The organism is Ruminococcus sp. AF20-12LB, assembly GCF_003478985.1.
Lineage (GTDB): Bacteria > Bacillota > Clostridia > Lachnospirales > Lachnospiraceae > Blautia_A.
Genome location: NZ_QUGH01000005.1, coordinates 289,979 through 311,953, shown reverse-complemented (window position 1 = coordinate 311,953; position 21,975 = coordinate 289,979). Strand labels below are relative to the sequence as shown.

The window sequence follows — 21,975 nt, the reverse complement described above, 5'->3', positions numbered from 1 at the left end:
GGTGGAAGTGTGGTAACACATGGAGCTGACTGTTACTAATCGGGTGAGGGCTTGACCAATAAGCCGAGGAAGCGGGGATAACCTCCGCTGGTGAATCGGTACGCAGGTTAGAATTGATTCAACAAAAAGATTAACCATCAACAAGCATGTATGTAGTTTTTAAGGTACAAAGGGAAAGAGGAAATCAGGAGAAAAATCAGTACATGGATTTTTCTCCTGATTTTGTTGTATATGATCATACATCTCCCACCATTTACATCTCCTTTTCCATATGCTACAATAGGTAAGACCAAAGGAGCCTGACCAGACTGTGAGGAGGTGTAGGCTTCGACCTTTGAACTTGATTGGGGTAATTTCATCGTAAGGAGGAGAGAAAAGAGTATGTTTAATTTTCTTGTGACTGCCGAAGGCGGTCTAACAACGGCAGGATATGTCGTAGCTGTTATTGCAGTTCTGATTTTGATAATTCTGATAGCAGTATTACTTCAGAAAAACACATCTGTATTAAAATTTACCACACAGCAGCTGGTTACCTGTGCAGTAGCATTGGCACTTGCATATGTAACTTCCTACATTAAGATATTTAAACTGCCATTTGGCGGATCTGTGACCTTGTTCAGTATGCTGTTTATTGTTCTGATCGGTTACTGGTATGGCATTAAGGTAGGAATTCTTACCGGCCTTGTATATGGGATTTTTCAGTTCCTCCAGGAGCCATATGTCCTTTCATTTTTTCAGGTATGCTGTGATTACATTCTGGCATTTGGAGCCATGGGACTTTCAGGATTATTTGCAAAATCCAGAAAACATGGTCTTCTTAAAGCATACATAATAGCAATTCTGGCAAGAGGGGCATTCCATGCACTTGGCGGATATCTTTACTGGATGGATTATATGCCGGATAATTTTCCGAAGTCTCTGACAGCTTTGTATCCGATCATTTATAATTACAGTTATATTCTTCTGGAAGGTGTACTGACGATCGTAGTGATTTCTATTCCGGCAGTATCCAGTGCACTTGGGCGAATGCGAATAATGGCAACTGGTGGAAACCGACAATCTGCAGCCACCGAAAAATAATTAATACAGACACATAAATAAAAAGAGATCGTTCAAGCTATTACGATCTTTTTTTATTGAAAAATCACAAAAAGTTATACAAAACAAACCAAAAACACAAAGAATACTTTTCACCTAAAGAAAGTTGTGCTATGATAATCAGGCGGAATAATTTCCCATTCAAACGAATGAATGCAAGTCTCCACCCACAGCTTATTGTTTCTCGCAACCACATAGGAGACTTCTTTGATTCAGTTAAAATATTACAGACAGATATAACATATCTGAACATATAAAATACAAAAGAAAAAGCAGCCATACAGTTGCGAAAAGGAGAGGAAAAAGATGTCTAAAAAAATCGAACGAAATGATCCCTGCTGGTGTGGAAGCGGAAAAAAATATAAAAAATGTCATGAAGCATTTGATGAAAAAATGGAACTCATGAAAAAGAAGGGGTATGCAGTTCTTGACCATGATCTGATCAAGACACCTGCACAGATCGAGAAGATCAAAGAGAGCTGCAAGATTAATGTTGCAGTTCTTGATTATGTTGCAGAGCATATCGGACCAGGTGTAACGACACAGCAGATCGATGACTGGGTACATGAAGAAACAGTACGTCATGGCGGAATTCCGGCACCACTTGATTATGAAGGTTTTCCAAAAAGTGTATGTACATCTATCAACGAGGTAGTATGCCACGGAATCCCGGATGAAGAAATTGTCTTAAAAGAAGGTGACATTGTCAATGTAGATGTATCTACCATTTATCAGGGATATTTTTCTGATTCCTCCCGTATGTTCTGTATTGGGCAGGTAAGTCCGGAGAAGGAGAAGCTTGTCCGTGTGACAAAAGAATGCGTAGAGCTTGGCCTTGAACAGGTAAAACCATGGACACCGATCGGAAATATGGGAAGTGCTGTACACAAACATGCAGTGGAAAACGGCTATACAGTTGTGAGAGAAATTGGCGGACATGGTGTAGGTCTTGAGTTTCATGAAGATCCATGGGTAAGCTACACATCTAAGGAAGGTTCAGGTGTACTCATGGTACCGGGAATGATCTTTACTATTGAACCGATGGTCAATATGGGATCTGATGAAATCTATACAGATGAGATCGATGACTGGACAGTGCGGACAGAGGATGGATTGCCATCGGCACAGTGGGAGATCATGGTCCTTGTCACAGAAACAGGACATGAGGTCCTTTGCTGGTAAAAGCCCTCGAAAATCCGGAAAAAAAGTCCTTGCAATGAGAAGTTATCTAGTGTATAATCACAGATGTTGTGATAAAAGATGGTCCTCTGTTACCATATGTGTATTAAGAACATCCAGTATAATTAAGGAGAGAAAGAAATGAACGAAATTATTAAGAACATTGAGTCCGCTCAGCTGAAAGCTGAAGTACCGCAGTTCCGCGTAGGAGACACAGTAAGAGTACATGCACTGATCAAAGAGGGTACACGTGAGCGTGTTCAGATCTTCGAGGGTACAGTACTTAAGAGACAGGGCGGAAGCACAAGAGAGACTTTCACAGTAAGAAAGAGCTCCAATGGTGTTGGTGTTGAGAAAACATGGCCGCTTCATTCCCCACATGTAGTTAAGGTTGAGGTTATCCGTCATGGTAAAGTACGCCGTGCGAAACTGAACTACCTGAGAGATCGTGTAGGTAAAGCAGCTAAGGTTAAAGAGCTTGTAAAATAATTTCATAAGTAAAGAGGCAGGGACAATAACATTTGCTATTGTCCCTCTTTTTACATCAGTGCGTATGCGTGTAAAAGCACATACAGGGGATAGAATATGGGATTAAATAAGAAGATAAATATTGAAAATCTGAAGGAAAACAGAGCTGTTTCCGAAGCAAGGGAGAAGCTTCGTGATGACAGGACAAGAGGAATCGTGAAGTGGGTATTTGAAATTATTGTGACCCTGGTTTTTGCTGTGCTGGTTGCAATCTCTGCATTTCAGACTGTGACATTGCAGGAAAGTGCCATGGAACCCACGTATTCTGTAAGTGAAAAGTTTTTTGTAAACAGGGCTTTATATAAGATCAGTTCACCAAAACGTGGAGATGTGATCGTTTTTAAAACAAGCGCCAGTGATTCGGCAGCCCTGCATATCCGACGTGTGATCGGCCTTCCCGGGGAGACTGTTCAGATTAAAGACGGGAAGATCTATATCAACGGCAAGGTTTATGAAGAAAACGGAGCTTATCAGGATATGACAGATGGAGGACTTGCGAATAGTGCTATAACTCTGGAAAGCGGGGAATATTTTGTCCTTGGTGATAATCGCAATAACAGTGAAGACAGCCGCTTCAGCGATATCGGAAATATCAGTAAGAAGTACATTATCGGGAAAGTTTGGTTTACAGTTTCTCCGAAAAATAAAATAGGTTTTATAAAATAGATCAAAGTAAACAGATTAAAGTACAGATAAATGAGGTGAATTATGAACGTACAGTGGTATCCAGGCCATATGACGAAGGCGAAGCGTCAGATGCAGGAAGATATCAAGCTGATCGATCTGATCATTGAGCTTGTAGATGCAAGAGTTCCTCTTTCCAGCCGAAATCCGGATATTGATGAGCTGGGAAAAAACAAGGCACGTATGATCCTTCTCAACAAAGCAGATCTTGCCGATGAGAGACAGAACCGTGCCTGGATGGAATACTTCAAAGAAAAAGGAATCTATGCGGTAAGTATTGATTCCCGCAATAAGGGATCTATGAAGGCCGTTTCTGCGGCGATCACAGAGGCATGTAAGGAAAAGACAGAGAGAGACCGGAGACGAGGAATCAAAAACCGTCCGGTACGTGCGATGGTTGCAGGAATCCCTAATGTTGGAAAATCAACATTTATCAATACCTTTGCAGGAAAAGCCTGTGCCAAGACCGGTAATAAACCAGGAGTTACAAAAGGAAAACAGTGGATACGTCTGAATAAAAGTGTGGAGCTTCTGGATACCCCAGGAATTCTCTGGCCGAAATTTGAAGATCAGGAAGTTGGAATGCGTCTTGCCTATATCGGTTCGATCAAGGACGATATTCTGAATATTGAAGAACTTGCCCTGGGTCTGATCGGATATCTGCAGGAGTTTTATCCGGCAGCGATCAGAGAGAGATACAATGTAGAAGAAGAGCTGAAACCGCTGGATATCCTTACTGCAGTTGCAAAAGCAAGAGGATGTCTGAAAAAGGGCGAAGAGCTTGACTATGAAAAAGCATCCCGCCTTTTGCTGGAAGAATTTCGTTCCGGAAAACTGGGAAAAGTGACTCTGGAGTTTCCAAAAGGACCGGAGGAAGCGTAATGGAAACAATGAAAGATATCAAGGCGCGTTTTGCGTCAGCGAAGGAGGGCGAATATAACGCCCTTTTTCGTCATTATGAAAATGATGAGAGAAGCGGTGTACAGAAACTGATCCAGCAGTATCACAAAAAGCTTCAAGCGTTGGAGGATGAGCGTGTACGTACAGAGAGCATGAAGAAATATGAACATGAATATGAGCATCTTGGATATCTTTGTGGGATCGATGAGGTAGGAAGAGGCCCTCTTGCCGGACCGGTTGTCGCCTGTGCGGTGATCCTTCCGAAAGACTGCAATATTTTATGGCTGAATGATTCTAAAAAGCTTACAGCTAAGAAGAGAGACGAATTGTACGATGTGATCCTGGAGGGAGCAGTTTCTGTTGGAATCGGAATGGCAAGTCCGGAGAGGATTGATGAGATCAATATCCTGCAGGCAACCTATGAGGCAATGCGTCAGGCAGTGAGCAGGCTCTCTGTACAGCCACAGCTGCTTTTGAACGATGCGGTTACCATACCGGAAATCCAGATTCCGCAGGTACCCATCATCAAAGGTGATGCAAAAAGTGTATCCATTGCGGCAGCAAGTATTGTTGCCAAAGTGACCAGAGACCGGATGATGGAAGAATATGATAAGGTTCTTCCGGAATACGGATTTGCCTCCAATAAAGGATATGGTTCTGCAGCGCATATTGAAGCACTGAAGAAATATGGACCAAGTCCGATACACAGAAAAACATTTATCACACATTTTATATAAAAATACTTAAGATACCGACATCAAAAACAGAAAGGTTTTGTTTATCTGAAGGAAAATAGAAGACAGAAGGGCAGCTATTATGAAGGAATTGCTGCAGCGTTCCTGGCAGAAAAGGGGCTGCAGATCAAGGAAAGAAATTTTCGCTGCCGAAGTGGTGAGATCGATCTTGTTGCGCAGGATGGAAGATATCTGGTGTTTATTGAAGTGAAATACAGAAAGAACGGAAAGAGTGGAAGTCCTTTTTCAGCGGTAGGGAGAGAAAAACAGCGGATCATCAGCAAAGTGGCAATGTTTTATCTGATTGCCCATGGATACCGGGAGCTGCCTCCCTGCCGTTTTGACGTAGTAGGAATTGATGGAGAGAACATCCACTGGATAAAAAATGCTTTTGATTTTTGCAGTTGAAAGGACTGGTCACATAAGATGAAAATAAAATGGTATAAAGATAAACAGCTAATGAATGTAAATCAGAAGAACGAGGTTACCTGGCTTACATATCCTGCTTTTGAGAAATTTCCCGGGATCGTACATGGCTTCAGTACCCGTCTGGGAGGAGTAAGCCAGGGGATTTATGAATCTATGAACTTAAGCTTCACAAGAGGGGATGATGAGGCTGCGGTGAGGGAAAATTATCGCAGACTTTCTGATGCTATGGGATTTTCCATGGAAGATATCGTAACCTCTGATCAGACACATACCACCAATGTACGTGTGGTCACGGAAGAAGACAGAGGAAATGGGATCACAAAACCAAGGCCTTATACAGATGTGGACGGAATGATCACCAATGTGCCGGGACTGGTGCTGGCAACGTTTTATGCGGACTGTGTACCACTTTTCTTTATAGATCCGTTACATAAAGCTGTGGGACTTTCTCATTCCGGCTGGAGAGGTACTGTAGGAAAGATTGGTAAAGCGACGGTGGAAAAGATGACTGAGGAATTTCAGACAGATCCTTCAGAGCTTTATGCAGCCATTGGTCCTTCTATCTGTCAGGATTGCTATGAAGTCAGTGAAGATGTGATCGATCAGTTTAGAGAGGCGTTTGAAGAAAAATACTGGGATGCGCTTTTTTACAGAAAACCAGATGGGAAATATCAGCTGAATCTGTGGGAGGCGAACAGGAGGATCTTTCTGGATGCAGGCATAAAAGAAGAGCGGATCTCAATGCCGGGCATCTGCACCTGCTGTAATCCGCTCTTTCTTTACTCACACAGGGCTTCTCACGGGAAACGTGGAAACCTGGGAGCATTTATTACTGTTCGTTGACTTTTTTCATGAGATTCATGATCTTTTCGTTGCTGGAACGAACCTTCTCGACAGATACATCATGATTGATGATATCGATGATACTTGCAAGATACTTGCTCATATTTGCTTCGATATAGTATGGACGGTCAAGAAGCTCAGGAATACGATAGTTAAGGTTGGTTGTGATGACTCTGTCCAGCCAGCCTTTTTCGTAATATTCATCAAATTTGGCTACGCCATCTGTAAACAGACCGTAGGTTGTGCAGACGAATACACGTCCGGCTTTACGCTCTTTGAGCTGACGGGCAACATCCAGCATACTTTCTCCGGAAGAGATCATATCGTCGATGATGACAACGTCCTTGCCCTCTACGGAATCTCCGAGGAATTCGTGAGCAACGATCGGGTTCTTTCCGTTGACAACGGTGGAGTAATCACGGCGTTTGTAGAACATACCCATATCGACTCCAAGGATATTGGAGAAGTATACAGCACGGGACATAGCACCTTCATCCGGGCTGATGATCATGAGATGATCATTGTCAAGCTTGAAATCAGGGACATTTTTGACCAGAGCCTTCAGGAACTGGTATGTGGGGAAAAAGTTATCAAAGCCCTTCAGCGGAATAGAGTTCTGTACACGTGGGTCATGAGCGTCAAAAGTAATGATGTTGGAAACGCCCATGGCACTTAACTCGCGAAGTGCAAGTGCACAGTCAAGAGATTCTCTCTTGGTGCGTCTGTGCTGACGTCCCTCGTAAAGGAATGGCATGATAACGTTGATACGGTGTGCTTTACCGGTGGCTGCGGAGATGATTCTCTTCAGATCCTGGTAATGATCATCCGGAGACATGTGGTTTTCATGACCGCATACGCTGTAAGTAAGACTGTAATTGGTCACATCTACCATGATATAAAGGTCTGTTCCGCGGACAGATTCCTTGATGTAACCTTTACCTTCACCGGTTCCGAAACGTGGGCATTCGCAGTCTACAAGGAAAGATTTTTCTGCATATCCCTGTGGGATGATGGTGGATTTCTTGGCGGCTACAAGTTCTTTACGGAATTTAACCAGCTTTTTGTCAACCTCCTCGGCCAGTTCGCGGCATCCGGCAAGTGCGGCGATTCGGATCGGGGCAACAGGCATAGACTTTTCCAGCAATTCTATGTTTGGCATAATATTCCTCCTAAGTGTATGTCATTAAAAATTCTCAGTCTATTTATAACATCAGACCCACGTGTCAGTCAAGGTGTTTTCTCAAAGTGTTGATTTTTAAGAGCAAAGTTGTTATTATATACGGGATAGAAAAGGGAGATAATGATGAAATTAAGAAAGCATATGATTTCCAGGGTGCTGCCCGACAGTATTGCCGAGGAGCTGGGGCTGGAGCCGGGAGACAGACTTGTGTCTGTGAACGGACAGCCTGTGGAAGATGTCTTCGATTACCGGTATCTCATGAATGAAGAGCTCGTGGTGCTTCTGGTAGAGAAGCCTGATGGCGAGGAGTGGGAGCTGGAGGTAGAGAAGGAATATGAGGAAGACCTTGGAATAGAATTTGAGAACGGAGGACTGATGGATGACTATCGCTCCTGTTCAAATAAGTGTATGTTCTGTTTTATTGACCAGATGCCGCCGGGTATGCGTGAGACGCTGTATTTTAAGGATGATGATTCCAGGCTTTCCTTCCTTCAGGGAAATTATGTTACGCTTACCAATATGAGTGAGAAGGATATTGAGCGTGTGATCCGCTATCATCTGGAACCGATCAATATTTCGTTCCAGGCAATGAATCCGGAACTCAGGTGTAAAATGCTGCATAACCGTTTTGCAGGAAAGGCTCTGGATAAGGTGGATATGCTGTACAATGCAGGAATCACCATGAATGGACAGATCGTATTGTGTAAGGGTGTCAATGACGGAGACGAGCTGGAATACAGCCTTGAAAAGCTTTCTGCTTATGCGCCGATCCTTCAGAGCGTTTCTGTTGTACCGGTAGGACTTACCAAATACAGAAAAGGTCTTTATCCTCTGGAACCCTTTAATAAGGAAGATGCTGAAAAAGTCCTGGGGCAGATCGAACGCTGGCAGAAGATCATGATGGAGAAATATGGGATCCATTTTATCCATGCTTCAGACGAATGGTATATTCTGGCAGACAGGGAGCTTCCCTGTGAGGATGAATATGATGGATATCTGCAGCTTGAGAATGGTGTGGGAATGCTCAGGCTTCTGGAAACAGAAGTAAAAGAAACGCTGGAGGGGCTTTCCGGTGACGACCGTAAGGTGACAGGCAGGATCGCCACAGGAAAACTGGCGGCGCCTTTTATCGCACGCCATATAAAAGAGATCCAGAAGAAATATCCCAATGTGCAGATTTCGGTCACAACCATCGAGAATCGTTTTTTCGGTGAAAAGATCACAGTGTCCGGTCTGATCACCGGGCAGGATCTGAAAGAGCAGCTTTCCGGTCTTGATCTTGGCGAGAAGCTTCTGATCCCATGCAGCATGCTGAAAGGCGATGAGGAGATTTTTCTGGATGACATGACACTGGAAGAACTTTCGGAAGCACTGAACACAGAAATTGTAATCGTAGACACAGGAGGACATGATCTGGTGGAAGCCGTGATCTACCCTCCGGAACATAAACAAACAAGAAGGAGACAGATTTATGAGCAAACCAGTAGTAGCAATAGTGGGAAGGCCTAATGTAGGCAAATCCACTCTGTTTAACGCTCTGGCAGGTGACAATATTTCCATAGTAAAGGATACACCGGGAGTAACCCGTGACAGGATTTACGCAGATGTCACATGGCTTGACAGGACATTTACCCTGATCGATACAGGTGGAATTGAGCCGGACAGCAGCGATATCATCCTCTCCAGAATGAGAGAGCAGGCACAGATCGCCATTGATACGGCAGACGTGATCATTTTTATCACAGACGTCCGCCAGGGCCTTGTGGATTCCGATGCCAAGGTGGCAGACATGCTCCGCCGCAGCGGCAAGCCGGTACGTCTTGTAGTTAACAAGGTAGACAGCCACCAGAAATATATGATGGATGTATATGAGTTTTACAATCTTGGAATCGGAGAACCGATCCCGATTTCCGCAGCTAACAGACAAGGCCTTGGAGACATGCTGGATGAGGTGATCAAAGAGTTTCCGGATAAGAGTGAAGAGGAAGATCAGGATGATATTCCGAAGATCGCCATTGTAGGAAAGCCGAACGTGGGAAAATCTTCTCTGATCAATAAGCTTCTTGGAGAGGAGCGTGTGATCGTATCTAATATTGCAGGAACCACACGTGATGCTATTGACACAAAGGTTACCTGGAACAAAAAAGATTATATTTTTATCGATACCGCAGGACTTCGACGCAAGGGTAAGGTAAAAGAAGAGATCGAGCGTTACAGTGTTATCCGTACTGTGACGGCTGTAGAGCGCGCAGATGTGGTTGTAGTTGTGATCGATGCCTCCGAGGGTGTTACCGAGCAGGATGCTAAGATCGCAGGAATCGCTCATGACAGAGGAAAGGGTATTATCGTAGCGGTAAATAAATGGGATGCCATTGAGAAAAATGACAAGACCATCTACAAGCATACGGAAAAGATCCGTCAGATCCTTTCCTTTATGCCATACGCGCAGGTCATCTTTATCTCTGCAAAAACAGGTCAGAGACTTCCGAAGCTTTTCGAGAATATCGATACAGTTATCGAAAATCAGACACTCCGTATCCAGACAGGTGTTCTTAATGAGATCCTTTCTGAGGCAGTCGCTCTTCAGCAGCCGCCGTCTGACAGAGGAAGAAGACTGAAGATCTTCTATATGACACAGGTTGCGGTAAAACCGCCGACATTTGTTATCTTTGTCAATGACAAGGAACTGATGCATTTTTCCTATGTAAGATATCTGGAGAACAAGATCAGAGATGCTTTTGGATTTTCTGGAACTTCTCTGAAATTTATTATCCGCGAGCGCGGGGAAAAGGAATAAAAGTATGGAACGTATTATTTGTCTTGTTATCGGTTATGCATGCGGGCTTTTTCAGACAGGCTATATTATTGGAAAAATCCACAAGACAGATATCAGAAAGCATGGCAGCGGGAATGCTGGTACTACGAATGCCTTCCGGACCTTTGGAAAGAAGGCGGGAGCGATCACCCTGCTGGGAGACTGCCTGAAGTGTGTACTGGCTATTGCGATCGTGAGAATGGTTTATGGAAATTCCATGAATGGTATCCTTCCGCTTCTTATCCTTTATGCGGCATTAGGATGTATCCTTGGACACAATTTTCCGATTTCTATGGAATTTCGTGGCGGAAAGGGAATTGCTGCTTCTGTGGGCATGATCATTGCTTTTGACTGGCGGATATTTATTGTATGTGCAGTTGTCTTTTTTGCGCTGTTCTTTACAACACATTATGTATCGCTTTGCTCTCTCAGTGCATATGCGGTGGCTTTTATCCTGGTCCTTGCTTTTGGGCATATGGGAAAATATGGGATGGATCAGCCGCATACCGTTGAGCTTTATATTGTGATGGCAGTTCTTACAGCAATGGCGTTCTACAGACACAGGGCAAACATTGTAAGACTGTTTCATGGAACAGAGAATAAGGTGTTTTTAAGCAGTAAGAATAAAAAATAAGAGGTAAGATTTATGGCAAAAATCAGCGTACTGGGTTCGGGAAGCTGGGGATTAGCCCTGGCACTCCTGTTGCATAATAATGGCCATGAAGTCCTTCTCTGGTCAGCAAGACCGGAGAATGCCCGGAAACTCCGGGAAAAAAGAGAAAATCCTGACAGGCTTCCGGGGGTACGGCTTCCGGATGAAATCGATGTCCTGACGGATATGGAGCGTGCACTTAAGGACGTGGATGTAACAGTTCTGGCAGTAGCTTCCCCGTATATCCGGAGTACTGCACACAAGATGGCACCGTTTGTCTGCAAGGATCAGAAGATTGTCAATGTTGCAAAAGGCATTGAGGAAAAGACACTGAAAACACTCAGTGAGGTGATCGAAGAAGAAATCCCGCAGGGTAATGTAGCCGTACTTTCCGGTCCAAGCCATGCGGAAGAAGTAGGACGCGGACTTCCTACAACCTGTGTGATCAGCGCACATTCACAGGAAACTGCGGAATACCTTCAGAGCATTTTTATGAGCCCTGTGTTCCGTGTGTATACAACACCGGATATTCTTGGGGTAGAGCTTGGCGGAGCATTGAAAAATGTGATCGCACTGGCAGCAGGTACTGCCGACGGCCTTGGATATGGAGATAATACCAAGGCAGCACTGATTACCAGGGGAATCACGGAGATAGGAAGACTTGGCAAAAAAATGGGTGCGCAGATGGAGACCTTTTACGGCCTGTCCGGGATCGGAGACCTGATCGTGACCTGTGCAAGTAAGCATAGCCGTAATCGAAAGGCCGGATACCTGATCGGCCAGGGATATACGATGGAAGAAGCTATGAAAGAAGTGCAGATGGTTGTGGAAGGCGTTTATTCTGCAAGAGCTGCAAGAGAGCTTGCAGAGAAATATGAGGTGGAGATGCCTATCATAACGGAAGTGAACCGCGTACTGTTTGAAGGAAAATCAGCAGCGGAAGCAGTAATGGACCTGATGCTGCGTGATAAAAAAGTGGAAACGCCCATGCTTCCGTGGGAAAATGCGTGAGCGGATCAGTCAAGTATTTATCAGTTTCAGACATGTGAAATACTAAGCGCAGAATTATAGGATTACCATATCAGGTGAAAAGAAAAAAAGATATCTGCCAGGAGATCACTTATAATCTGGCAGATATCTTTTTGCATTATTATGGAAATTAAAACTGAATATCACGGAGATCTTCCGGAACATGAGAAGTATGCAGATCTTCGTTCAGTGTATCGATGATCGCCATATCTTCATCCTCGATATTGAAGTCAAAGATGTTTCCATTGCTACGGATTCGTTCCGGGTTGATGGATTTCGGAATGACAGAAATTCCCTTCTGTATTGCCCAGCGAAGTCCGATCTGAGCAGGTGTCCGGGCATATTTGGTCCCCAGAACACACATTACATCATTATCAAAATATGCACCTCTTGCCAGAGGAGCATAAGCCTGTACCTGAATACCGAAAGCCTTGCAGTATTCGATCAGTTCAGTAGGGTAACACAAAGGATGGCACTCGATCTGGTTTACAGCAGGAATAATCCCGGATATCTTACGAAGCTCTTCCAGATGCCGGATATCAAAATTACTGACGCCGATACTTAAAGCACGTCCGGAGTCAAGAATGGATTCCAGCTCTTTCCAGGTGCTTAAATAGCAGCCGGGAACCGGCCAGTGTATCAGATAGAGATCTACATAACTGACTTTCAGACGGTCGAGGCTACGGGAAAATGCTCCCTGGACATCGCCGAGACGCTGCGCATTGTTCCAGATCTTGCTGGTGATGAAAAGATCCTTTCTGGGAACTCCGCATTTGGCAATGGCACGTCCAACGCTTTCTTCATTTTTATAAACAGAAGCGGTATCGATCATGCGGTAGCCGGCGGAAATAGCAGATGTGACGGCTGCTTCGGCCTGTACGTCATCGGGCAACTTGTATACGCCAAGCCCCAGAAGAGGCATTTCTCTGTCGTTGTTCAGAAAAACAGTTTTTTTCAAAATAATTCCTCCTTGTATGTTCTGCTTTCCATGCTTTTGCTATTATAGCACAAAAATATGAAAGAATCACATCAATTATATTACAAAAGTGATAAAGCTTAGACTTGGCCAGGAAAGCAGATTGGGTAAAGAGTAATGGTTTGAAGAAACTAACTTCGTTAAAAATGAAACAATCGAGTTAATTTACTGTCAAAGTTTTTGGAAAAATAGGAAAAACAGCATATAATTTTGGCTATTTTTTATAATTATTTTCTTGATAATAACAGTGAAAAGATGTATAATGAATTTAATTGATAAATTCTTGTCATGAGAGTGTCCGTACGGCGGATACAGGAAAGGGGTATTTATGCATTTAATCAAAGATGAGAATGGCAATCTTGTTCAGCATGGACATGCAGATAGCCATGAACATACACATGAGCACACCCATGAGGATGGTGTGACTCACAGCCATACACACAGCCATGCGGAAGGAGACAGCCATTGTCATACACACGGTGATGGGCACTGCGGTTCCTGTGAGAATGGTGACTGCAAGAATGAGACTGTAGCACTTCTTACCTATATGCTGCAGCATAACGAGCATCATGCTGCAGAACTTGATCAGATGGCTGACAATCTTAAGAAGCTTAACATGGATGCAGCTGCTAAGACGATCAAAGAGGCAGTAGCAGATTTTCAGAAAGGTAATATGAGGCTTGGACTTGCCCTTACACTTGTTAAGGAAGAGTTGAAATAAAAACTGACAGAATAGTTTTGACAGCATAGTGGTTAAATGACGCCACTTATTTGGAGGAATGATTATGTGTCTTGCAACAGTATATAAGGAAGAAGATAATTCTGTAATTTTTAAGAATGTAAGCCGGATCGATGTAGACGGAAATAAATTGATCCTTCGTGATATCATGGGAGATGAGCGTGAGGTAGAAGGCAGTATCCTTATGGTGGATCTTGCAAACAGCATCGTGAAACTGCAGTGTAACTGATATGATCAAGACGTAAGATGTGGAGGGACGATCGATGAAATTATCTGAAGCAATGAGAGAAAAAATGTTGCTTTCCTTTGAACTTTTTCCGCCAAAGACAGAAAAAGGCATGGCAAATCTGCCGGGAACCATTGAACATCTCATGAAGTATAGACCGGAGTATATTTCCTGTACATACGGTGCCGGCGGCGGAAATGTCGGAGCCAACAGGGAAGTATGCCAGATGATCAGGAATGCAGGAACTATTCCTGTAACACACTTCACAGTGATCAAGAACACAAAAGAAGGAATCAGACAGCAGTTGGAACGGTATCTGTCAGATGGCGTTGACCATATGTTGGCACTTCGCGGAGATATTCCGCTTGGTGAGACAACGACCTGCGGAGACTTCAATTATGCGACAGACCTTGTTAAATTTGTCCGTGATGAATTTGGCGATAAGTTTGAGATTGCAGTAGCCGGTTCACCGGAAGGCCATATCGCATGCAGAAGCTTGGATGCTGACATTGCTGTTTTGAGACAGAAACAGGACAATGGTGCTGATTATATCATGACTCAGCTCTGCTGGGATATGGAACAGTTTAAATACTGGTTGGACGCTATCCGCGAGGCTGGAGTGACAATGCCTGTAGATGTTGGCGTAATGCCGATTTTGGATCAGGCAGCTACCATTAATATGGCCCTTTCACGTAACGGCTGTGTAATGGACAGTGAGCTTTGCAGGCTGATCTCCAGGAACTGGCTGTTCCCGAATCCGTTTAACGCTAAAGATGCTGATGGTAAACCATTTGACATGTTCTATGAGGACAAGGTTAAACGATTCAAAGAAGAAGGAATCGAATACACCATCAGACAGATCGATGAGTATCGCGCTCTTGGTGTTGACGGTATCCATCTTTATGCATTAAACAAATGGAAAGATGTATCCGAGATCATTGACAGATCCGGACTTCGTACACTTATCTAATCATTAACGAAATAAATAAGAATTCCGGCACGATGCGGAGGTGTCAGAACAGTATCAGGCACCTCCCTTATGCGCCGGCATAACAGATATTAAATCAGGAGGTGCCCGTTTTATGGCACATGTTATTGCAGTCGCCGGAAAAGGCGGCGTTGGAAAAACTACATTATGCGGAATGCTGATCCAGTATCTCTGCGAAAAGAAAAAAGGACCTGTACTGGCGGTAGATGCAGATGCCAATTCAAATCTGAACGAGGTTCTTGGCGTAGAAGTAGATACGACTCTTGGCGATGTCCGTGAGGAGATCGCACATGCCGAGATGACAGAGAAAAGCCCGATTCCAAAAGGAATGTCCAAGGCAGATTATGCAGAGGTACGTTTCGAGGATGCTCTTGCTGAGGAAGATGATTACGATCTTCTTGTGATGGGAAGAACCCAGGGAAAAGGATGCTATTGCTTTGTGAATGGCCTGCTTCAGGCACAGCTTGCCAAATACCAGAAGAATTATCCATATATTGTTGTGGATAATGAAGCAGGAATGGAACATATCAGCAGAGGAATCCTTCCGAGCATGGAGACAGCAATTCTTGTAAGTGACTGTTCCAGAAGAGGCGTACAGGCAGTTGGCAGGATTGCAGAGCTTATTAAGGAATGTGATATGAAACCTTCCAGAGTGGGCCTTATTATCAACCGCGCACCAAAAGCAGAACTGAATCCGGGAATCCTTGAGGAGATCCAGAAACAGGGACTCGATCTGATCGGTGTAGTACCACAGGATGAGACAGTTTATGAATATGACTGCGACGGGAAACCAACCGTTACTCTTCCTGAAGATAATCCGATGAGAAAAGCAGCTTTTGAAATTTTTGATAAATTAGGTTTATAATTAAATATAAACCTTTTTTTAAAAAAGAGAATAACCCATGGGTGGGGATGGGTTCCTGCCCGGGGCTTATTATAAAAAAGAAAAAATAAATAGATGTGCTATTAAAGGAGGTCTATAATGAGTGAATTCAAATTAACTACAGTGGAGGAATTTGAAGCCGCTACAGCCCGTCTTCTCGAGACAGGTGCAAAGGTAGGAGCAGATGCATGGCAGATCCGTGCAAAGAACCAGACTCCGCACTGTAAATTCGGTGAGCAGGGTATCTGCTGCCGTATCTGTGCAATGGGACCGTGCCGTATTACACCGAAGGCTCCAAGAGGAGTCTGCGGATGTGATGCTCATGGTATCGTAGGAAGAAACTTCCTTAAATTTACAGCTGGTGGTGCAGCTACTCACTCCGATCATGGTCGTGAGATCTGTCATACACTGTACTGTGCAAAAGAGGGCGGAAATTATCAGGTAAAAGATCCTGAGAAACTTCTTCGCATTGCTAAAGAGTGGGGCGTAGAAACAGAAGGCAAGGATATCTATGATCTGGCTCATGAGATGGCAGAGATCGGTCTTATGGAATATGGTAAACCGTTCGGATATCAGAGATTCCTTGACAGAATGCCTGCAGGACAGAAAGAAAAACTGATCGAGAACGAAATCGCACCACGTGCTATCGACCGTGAGGTTGCAAGTTCCCTGCATATGAGTCATATGGGATGTTCTTCTCTTCCGGAAGCACTTGTAAAACAGTCTATTCGCTGTGGACTGGCTGATGGATGGGGCGGTTCCATGATGGGAACAGAGTTCTCTGATGTATTATTCGGAACCCCGAAGCCGCTTGACACAGAGGCTAACCTTGGAGTAATGGTTGAAGAGAACGTAAACATTGTTGTACACGGACATGATCCGAGTCTTTCTGAGATGATCTGTGAGTATGCAGACAGCAAAGAAATGATCGATTATGCAAAATCTGTAGGAGCAAAAGGAATCACCGTTTCCGGTGTATGCTGTACTTCTAATGAGGTAGCTATGCGTCGTGGTGTTCCGATGGCTGGTAACTTCCTGCAGCAGGAGAACGTGGTACTGACAGGTGCCTGCGAGGCAATCGTAGTTGACGTTCAGTGTATCTTCCCTGCATTAGGACCTCTGAGCAAATGCTTCCATACCAAATTTGTTACAACTTCTCCGATCGCTCAGATGCCGGATTCTGAATTTATCAGATTCAACGCTGAGACAGCAGGAGAAAATGCAAAAGCAATCGTTAAGATGGCTATCGATAACTTCAAGAACAGAAAACCTGAGCTTGTACATATCCCACAGATGAAACAGAAAGCTACTGTTGGTTACTCAGTAGAAGCAATCGTTAAAGTTCTTGATGGTGTTACAAACTCTCAGGTTGACGTAACAGGAACAACCAAACCATTACTTGAGTGCATCACTTCCGGTGTTATCCGTGGTGCTGTCGCTATGGTTGGATGTAACAATCCTAAGATCCGTCCTGACTATGCACATATCGAACTGATGAAGAAGTGTATCGCAAATGATATCATTATCATTGCTTCCGGATGTTCAGCACAGGCAGCTGCAAAAGCTGGTCTGATGGACAAATCTGCAAGAGATCTCTGTGGTGCAGGTCTGAAACGTGTCTGTGAGCTGGCTGACATCCCGCCGGTACTTCATATGGGATCCTGTGTAGATATCTCCCGTATGATGATTCTGGCTGCTGAACTTGCAAAAGATTCAGGACTTCAGATCAATCAGCTTCCGGTAGTAGGATGTGCTCCTGAGTGGATGTCTGAAAAAGCTGTATCCATCGGTAACTATGTAGTTGGTACCGGTATTGATACATTCCTTGGTGTTGATCCATATGTTTCCGGTTCTTCAGAAATGTGTGAACTTCTTACAGAGGGAACAAGAAAATGGACAGGTGCTGCTTATACAGTAGAGACAGACATCGAGAAATTAGTTGATCTTATGATCGAGAGAATTGAAGAGAAGAGAACAGCATTAGGAATCTAATCCGTTGCGATCTTTAAAATGTTATAAAAGGTGGAAGACGTAAAATGAAAATAGCAGTAACCGGTAAAGGCGGAGTAGGAAAGACAACTTTCGCAGCAACACTTGCAAGATTGTACGCAGATGAGGGTAAAAAAGTCCTTGCGGCGGATGTGGATCCGGATGCGAACCTGGGTCTTGCCCTTGGATTTGACGAGGAAACCTTGGATTCTATTGTTCCGATCTCAAAAATGCGTAAGCTTATAGAAGAACGTACCGGAGCCAACAGCCAGAATCAGTTTTATAAGCTGAACCCAAAGGTAGACGATATTCCGGATACTTATGGAAAAACCTGTAATGGCGTAAAGCTGCTTGTCCTTGGGACTGTGGAAACAGGTGGAGGCGGATGCGTCTGTCCTGAACATGTGATGCTTAAAAGAGTGATCAATAACCTTGTGATCCACAGAGATGATGTGGTGATCATGGATATGGAAGCCGGCCTGGAACATCTGGGCCGGGGCACCACGGAGAGCATGGATGAATTTATTGTAGTGATCGAACCAGGGGCAAGAAGTGTACAGACCTATAAGAATGTTAAACGTCTTGCAAAGGATCTGGGAGTTTCTCAGGTTAAGGTCGTGGCCAATAAGGTAAGAAATCCGGAGGATGAGGAATTTATTCGGAATAAGATCCCGGCGGAGGATCTGCTTGGAATGATCCACTACAATACAGAAGTTATAGATGCTGATCGTCAGGGAAAATCTCCCTACGATTTCAGTGAAACTGTAACAGCTGAAATCAGAAAAATCAAAGACAAAATTGATCAGAATTCAATTCTGTAAAAATAGGAGGTATTACAGTGACTTTATTTGATAGAGTATTCGGCGGAAACGATGCTGTATATGGTTTAACAGAGGGTGCTATCGACGGCGCGATCGCTCAGTATGGCGAAGACAAAGCTGTCAGCTTCCCGAATACCGCTTACAGCCTTCCTTGCTACTATGCTGTAACAGGAACAAAAGTTACAACATTAAAAGAATTAAAAGAAGCTCTTGGCGTTGTTAAAACACTTATGACAAGAGAGAAGAGACTGAACGATGCGTTCATGTCCGGTGTTGCCACAGCACTCTGTGCAGAGTTTATCGAAGTTCTGAAATATATCGATGGAGCAACTCCTTATGAAGAGCCATGTTATGGACATCTTGGAGATGCAGTGATCCGTGAGCTCGGTGTACCGCTTGTAACAGGCGATATCCCAGGCGTTGCAGTTATCCTTGGTTCTGCTCCTACTACAGAAGAGGGTGTTGCCCTTGTAAAGAGCTATCAGGCACAGGGTATCCTTGTAACACTGGTTGGAGGAATTATCGACCAGGTTGCTGAAGCTGGAATGAAGACAGGCGCTAACGTACGTGTTATTCCTCTTGGAAAAGATGTTACATCTGTTGTTCATGTAGTTTCTGTTGCAATCCGTGCAGCTCTGATCTTCGGTAATGTAACACCTGGAGATGCAGGAACACTTATGAAATACACAATGGATCGTGTACCGGCATTCGTTAACGCATTCAAACCTCTGGATGATGTGATCGTAGCATGCGGCGCAGGTGCTATCGCACTTGGCTTCCCGGTTGTTACAAATGAGACAGAGAATATCTTCCGCGTACCGAAGAGCCTTATCGTTCAGGAGGACGTAAGCAAATTCAACGCTACTTCCCTTGAGGCACGTGACATTAAGATCAAGATCACAAATATCGATATTCCGGTTGCTTTCGCATCTGCATTCGAGGGTGAGATCATCCGTCGTAAAGACATGCAGGTTGAGTTCGATGGTTCCCGTGTAGACTGTGCAGAGCTTGTACATACCTGCGATGCATCTGAGATCGAGGATCACAAGATCACAGTAATCGGACCGGAAGTAGATGAGATGGAATTCGGCAGCAAGAACAGTATTGCGTATGTTGTTAAAGTTGCAGGTAAAAACATGCAGGCTGACTTTGAGCCGGTTATCGAGCGTAAATTCCACAACTACATCAACTGTATCGAGGGTGTATACCATACAGGACAGCGTGATATGCAGCGTATCCGTATCAGCATTGACGCATTTAATGCAGGATTCAGAATCAAACATATCGGTGAAGTTCTTTATGCATCTGTTAAAAATGAGTTCGATGCAGTTGTTGATAAATGTGAGGTTGTTATCTATACAGATCCTGCTGAGTGTACAAGAATCCGTCATGAGGTTGCAATCCCGATCTTTGACAAACGTGATGAGCGTCTTGATACTCTGACAGATGAATCTGTTGATGTATATTACAGCTGTATCCTTTGCCAGGCATTTGCGCCAAGCCATGTATGTGTAGTAACACCGGAGAGACTTGGACTTTGTGGTGCGGTTTCATGGCTGGATGCAAAAGCTACACATCAGCTTGACCCGGCTGGTCCTTGCCAGATCATCACAAAAGAGCGTCCAATCGATGAGAACCTTGGTGCTTATGAGGACGTTGATGAGGCAGTTCAGAAATTCTCCCAGGGTGCTCTGGAGCACGTTACACTGTACTCCATCATGCAGGATCCGATGACTTCCTGCGGATGCTTCGAGTGTATCTGCGGTATCGAGCCATTCTCCAACGGTGTTGTTATTGCCAACCGTGAGTATGCAGGCATGACACCACTTGGAATGACATTCCCTGAGATGGCATCCATGACAGGTGGTGGAGTTCAGACACCTGGATTCATGGGACATGGTAAACATTTCATTTCCTCCAAGAAGTTCATGAAGGCTGAGGGCGGTATCGAGCGTATCGTATGGATGCCGAAAGAACTGAAAGAATTCGTAGCTGACAGACTTAATAAGACTGCAAAAGAGCTTTACGGAATCGATAACTTTACAGACATGATCGGTGATGAGACGATTGCAGAAGACCCAGAGACACTGGTTGCATTCCTTACAGAAAAAGGACATCCGGCTCTCGGACTTGATCCGATGATGTAATTTGTCAGGGAGAAAGGATGTGCGGACATCCTTTCTCCTGTAAACTGTTAAAAAGTTTGTTGCTTTTTTAACAGAAATATAGTGCTGCATCTTGCCAATAACTGGTGTTATGTAGTATAATATGAGAAGCTCTGTAGTTTTTAATTATTATTTTTAAGGAGGCTAACGAAAAATGCCGTTTAATCAGAAACCACAAAAGTTCAATGCAAAGATTAATGCTGTCACAATCGGAAGCGGAGATAAGACTGTGACAATTGGTGGGGATTGTACATTCCCATTTTATTCCTTTGACGCAGAGTCAGAGAACTGCCCGAAGATCGGTGTAGAAATCTCTGATATGGGTCTTGAGGGCGTATCTGAAGGTATCAAAGCTTACTATGAAGGCGCTACAACAATGGCTGACATTGCTAAGAAAGCTGCAGCTATGGAGGGTGCTGACTTTGTTGCACTTATTCTTGAGGGCGGCGACCCGAACGGTGTTAACAAATCTATCGATGAGCTGATCGCAGTTGTTAAAGAAGTTGCAGATGCAGTTGACTGTCCGCTGGTTGTAGAGGGATGCAAGAATGTTGAGAAGGATGCAGAGCTCCTTCCGAAGGTTGCAGAGGCTCTTCAGGGCAGAAATGCACTGATCCTTTCCGAGAAAGAGGAGAACTACAAAGCGATCGGTGCAGCAGCAGGTCTTGCTTACAATCAGATCGTAGGCGCTGAGTCTGCCGTTGATATCAACCTTGCTAAACAGCTTAACGTTGTTACTACACAGCTTGGTGTAGATGCTAAGAAGATCGTTATGAATATCGGTAGTGCAGCAGTTGGTTATGGATATGAGTACGTAGTATCTACTATGGACCGTATCAAAGGTGCCGCTTTAGGCCAGAATGATAACATGCTGCAGATGCCTATTATTACACCTGTATCCGCTGAGACATGGAATGTTAAAGAGGCAATGGCTTCTGAAGCAGACATGCCGGCATGGGGACCACAGGACGAGCGTGGAATCGACATGGAAGTTGAGACAGCAGCAGCTGATCTTGCAGCTGGTTCTGATGCAGTTATCTTAAGACATCCGGAATCTGTTAAGACAATTTCCAAGCTGATCAAAGCACTTGCGTAATAAATAGGAGGATAAAGAGCT

22 protein-coding genes are annotated in these 21,975 nt (G+C 44.2%); 20 read left to right on the top strand and 2 right to left on the bottom strand.

Annotated elements, in window-relative coordinates; genetic code table 11:
- Nucleotides 1-381 precede the first annotated feature (381 nt).
- From DWX61_RS09095 to pgeF, 8 genes are all read left to right on the top strand, one after another.
- Nucleotides 382-1,080, top strand: coding sequence for an energy-coupled thiamine transporter ThiT (locus tag DWX61_RS09095; protein WP_118624906.1), 699 nt, complete (start codon nucleotides 382-384; stop codon nucleotides 1,078-1,080).
- Between the two features lie 324 nt (nucleotides 1,081-1,404).
- Nucleotides 1,405-2,280: a methionyl aminopeptidase gene (locus DWX61_RS09090; RefSeq protein ID WP_118369130.1), complete on the top strand. Its 876-nt coding sequence runs from the start codon at nucleotides 1,405-1,407 to the stop codon at nucleotides 2,278-2,280.
- A gap of 138 nt (nucleotides 2,281-2,418) precedes the next feature.
- On the top strand, nucleotides 2,419-2,766 hold the full coding sequence (gene rplS, locus DWX61_RS09085; protein ID WP_015525316.1) for a 50S ribosomal protein L19: 348 nt from the start codon (nucleotides 2,419-2,421) through the stop codon (nucleotides 2,764-2,766).
- Nucleotides 2,767-2,862: 96 nt separating this feature from the next.
- Entirely contained in the window at nucleotides 2,863-3,471 is a 609-nt protein-coding gene (gene lepB, locus DWX61_RS09080; RefSeq protein WP_118369132.1) for a signal peptidase I, read from the top strand.
- A 42-nt stretch (nucleotides 3,472-3,513) separates the two neighbouring features.
- Complete coding sequence (gene ylqF, locus DWX61_RS09075) at nucleotides 3,514-4,371, top strand: ribosome biogenesis GTPase YlqF (protein ID WP_015525314.1); 858 nt, start codon at nucleotides 3,514-3,516, stop codon at nucleotides 4,369-4,371.
- Nucleotides 4,371-5,126 carry a ribonuclease HII gene (gene rnhB / locus DWX61_RS09070; RefSeq protein ID WP_118369134.1) on the top strand — a complete coding sequence of 252 codons (756 nt, stop codon included), beginning with the start codon at nucleotides 4,371-4,373 and terminating at the stop codon, nucleotides 5,124-5,126. The genes ylqF and rnhB overlap by 1 nt, the downstream gene beginning before the upstream one ends.
- A 45-nt stretch (nucleotides 5,127-5,171) precedes the next feature.
- Complete coding sequence (locus tag DWX61_RS09065) at nucleotides 5,172-5,531, top strand: YraN family protein (RefSeq protein ID WP_118369136.1); 360 nt, start codon at nucleotides 5,172-5,174, stop codon at nucleotides 5,529-5,531.
- Between the two features lie 18 nt (nucleotides 5,532-5,549).
- Nucleotides 5,550-6,395: a peptidoglycan editing factor PgeF gene (gene pgeF, locus DWX61_RS09060; protein WP_118369138.1), complete on the top strand. Its 846-nt coding sequence runs from the start codon at nucleotides 5,550-5,552 to the stop codon at nucleotides 6,393-6,395.
- Here pgeF and DWX61_RS09055 read toward each other — a convergent pair.
- Nucleotides 6,382-7,554 (bottom strand): ribose-phosphate pyrophosphokinase, encoded by a 1,173-nt coding sequence (locus tag DWX61_RS09055; RefSeq protein ID WP_059085936.1) that lies wholly within the window; start codon nucleotides 7,552-7,554, stop codon nucleotides 6,382-6,384. The two genes, pgeF and DWX61_RS09055, sit on opposite strands and share 14 nt — an antisense overlap.
- A gap of 144 nt (nucleotides 7,555-7,698) precedes the next feature.
- Between DWX61_RS09055 and DWX61_RS09050 the strand changes: the two genes are divergently transcribed.
- From DWX61_RS09050 to DWX61_RS09035, 4 genes are read left to right on the top strand one after another with little or no spacing between them, the layout of a single operon-like run.
- Nucleotides 7,699-9,084: a DUF512 domain-containing protein gene (locus tag DWX61_RS09050; RefSeq protein WP_118514489.1), complete on the top strand. Its 1,386-nt coding sequence runs from the start codon at nucleotides 7,699-7,701 to the stop codon at nucleotides 9,082-9,084.
- Nucleotides 9,047-10,372, top strand: a complete 1,326-nt coding sequence (der, locus tag DWX61_RS09045; protein ID WP_118624904.1) for a ribosome biogenesis GTPase Der — start codon at nucleotides 9,047-9,049, stop codon at nucleotides 10,370-10,372. Before DWX61_RS09050 ends, der begins: the two co-directional genes overlap by 38 nt.
- A gap of 4 nt (nucleotides 10,373-10,376) precedes the next feature.
- The gene (gene plsY, locus DWX61_RS09040) at nucleotides 10,377-11,024 is read left to right on the top strand and encodes a glycerol-3-phosphate 1-O-acyltransferase PlsY (RefSeq protein WP_118624902.1); all 648 of its coding nucleotides are present in this window, start codon (nucleotides 10,377-10,379) and stop codon (nucleotides 11,022-11,024) included.
- Between the two features lie 12 nt (nucleotides 11,025-11,036).
- Entirely contained in the window at nucleotides 11,037-12,053 is a 1,017-nt protein-coding gene (locus DWX61_RS09035) for an NAD(P)H-dependent glycerol-3-phosphate dehydrogenase (RefSeq protein WP_118514485.1), read from the top strand.
- A 148-nt stretch (nucleotides 12,054-12,201) separates the two neighbouring features.
- Here DWX61_RS09035 and DWX61_RS09030 read toward each other — a convergent pair whose 3' ends face one another.
- The gene (locus tag DWX61_RS09030) at nucleotides 12,202-13,029 is read right to left on the bottom strand and encodes an aldo/keto reductase (protein ID WP_173753590.1); all 828 of its coding nucleotides are present in this window, start codon (nucleotides 13,027-13,029) and stop codon (nucleotides 12,202-12,204) included.
- A gap of 346 nt (nucleotides 13,030-13,375) precedes the next feature.
- Here DWX61_RS09030 and DWX61_RS09025 point away from each other — a divergent pair, with 346 nt between their 5' ends.
- From DWX61_RS09025 to acsD, 8 genes are all read left to right on the top strand, one after another.
- On the top strand, nucleotides 13,376-13,768 hold the full coding sequence (locus tag DWX61_RS09025; protein ID WP_118514483.1) for a DUF8180 domain-containing protein: 393 nt from the start codon (nucleotides 13,376-13,378) through the stop codon (nucleotides 13,766-13,768).
- A gap of 64 nt (nucleotides 13,769-13,832) precedes the next feature.
- Nucleotides 13,833-14,015, top strand: coding sequence for a CooT family nickel-binding protein (locus DWX61_RS09020; protein WP_118514481.1), 183 nt, complete (start codon nucleotides 13,833-13,835; stop codon nucleotides 14,013-14,015).
- A gap of 34 nt (nucleotides 14,016-14,049) precedes the next feature.
- Nucleotides 14,050-14,982 (top strand): methylenetetrahydrofolate reductase, encoded by a 933-nt coding sequence (locus tag DWX61_RS09015; protein ID WP_118514479.1) that lies wholly within the window; start codon nucleotides 14,050-14,052, stop codon nucleotides 14,980-14,982.
- 112 nt (nucleotides 14,983-15,094) lie between these two features.
- A complete protein-coding gene (locus DWX61_RS09010) occupies nucleotides 15,095-15,865 on the top strand; it encodes an ATP-binding protein (protein ID WP_118514477.1) in 771 nt (256 codons plus the stop codon).
- A gap of 117 nt (nucleotides 15,866-15,982) precedes the next feature.
- Nucleotides 15,983-17,875, top strand: a complete 1,893-nt coding sequence (gene cooS / locus DWX61_RS09005) for an anaerobic carbon-monoxide dehydrogenase catalytic subunit (RefSeq protein ID WP_118514475.1) — start codon at nucleotides 15,983-15,985, stop codon at nucleotides 17,873-17,875.
- Nucleotides 17,876-17,919: 44 nt separating this feature from the next.
- Nucleotides 17,920-18,693 carry an ATP-binding protein gene (locus tag DWX61_RS09000; protein ID WP_118514473.1) on the top strand — a complete coding sequence of 258 codons (774 nt, stop codon included), beginning with the start codon at nucleotides 17,920-17,922 and terminating at the stop codon, nucleotides 18,691-18,693.
- 17 nt (nucleotides 18,694-18,710) lie between these two features.
- Nucleotides 18,711-20,840, top strand: coding sequence for an acetyl-CoA decarbonylase/synthase complex subunit alpha/beta (gene acsB / locus DWX61_RS08995; RefSeq protein WP_118514471.1), 2,130 nt, complete (start codon nucleotides 18,711-18,713; stop codon nucleotides 20,838-20,840).
- A gap of 172 nt (nucleotides 20,841-21,012) precedes the next feature.
- The gene (gene acsD, locus DWX61_RS08990; RefSeq protein WP_015525297.1) at nucleotides 21,013-21,954 is read left to right on the top strand and encodes an acetyl-CoA decarbonylase/synthase complex subunit delta; all 942 of its coding nucleotides are present in this window, start codon (nucleotides 21,013-21,015) and stop codon (nucleotides 21,952-21,954) included.
- Nucleotides 21,955-21,975: the final 21 nt, after the last annotated feature.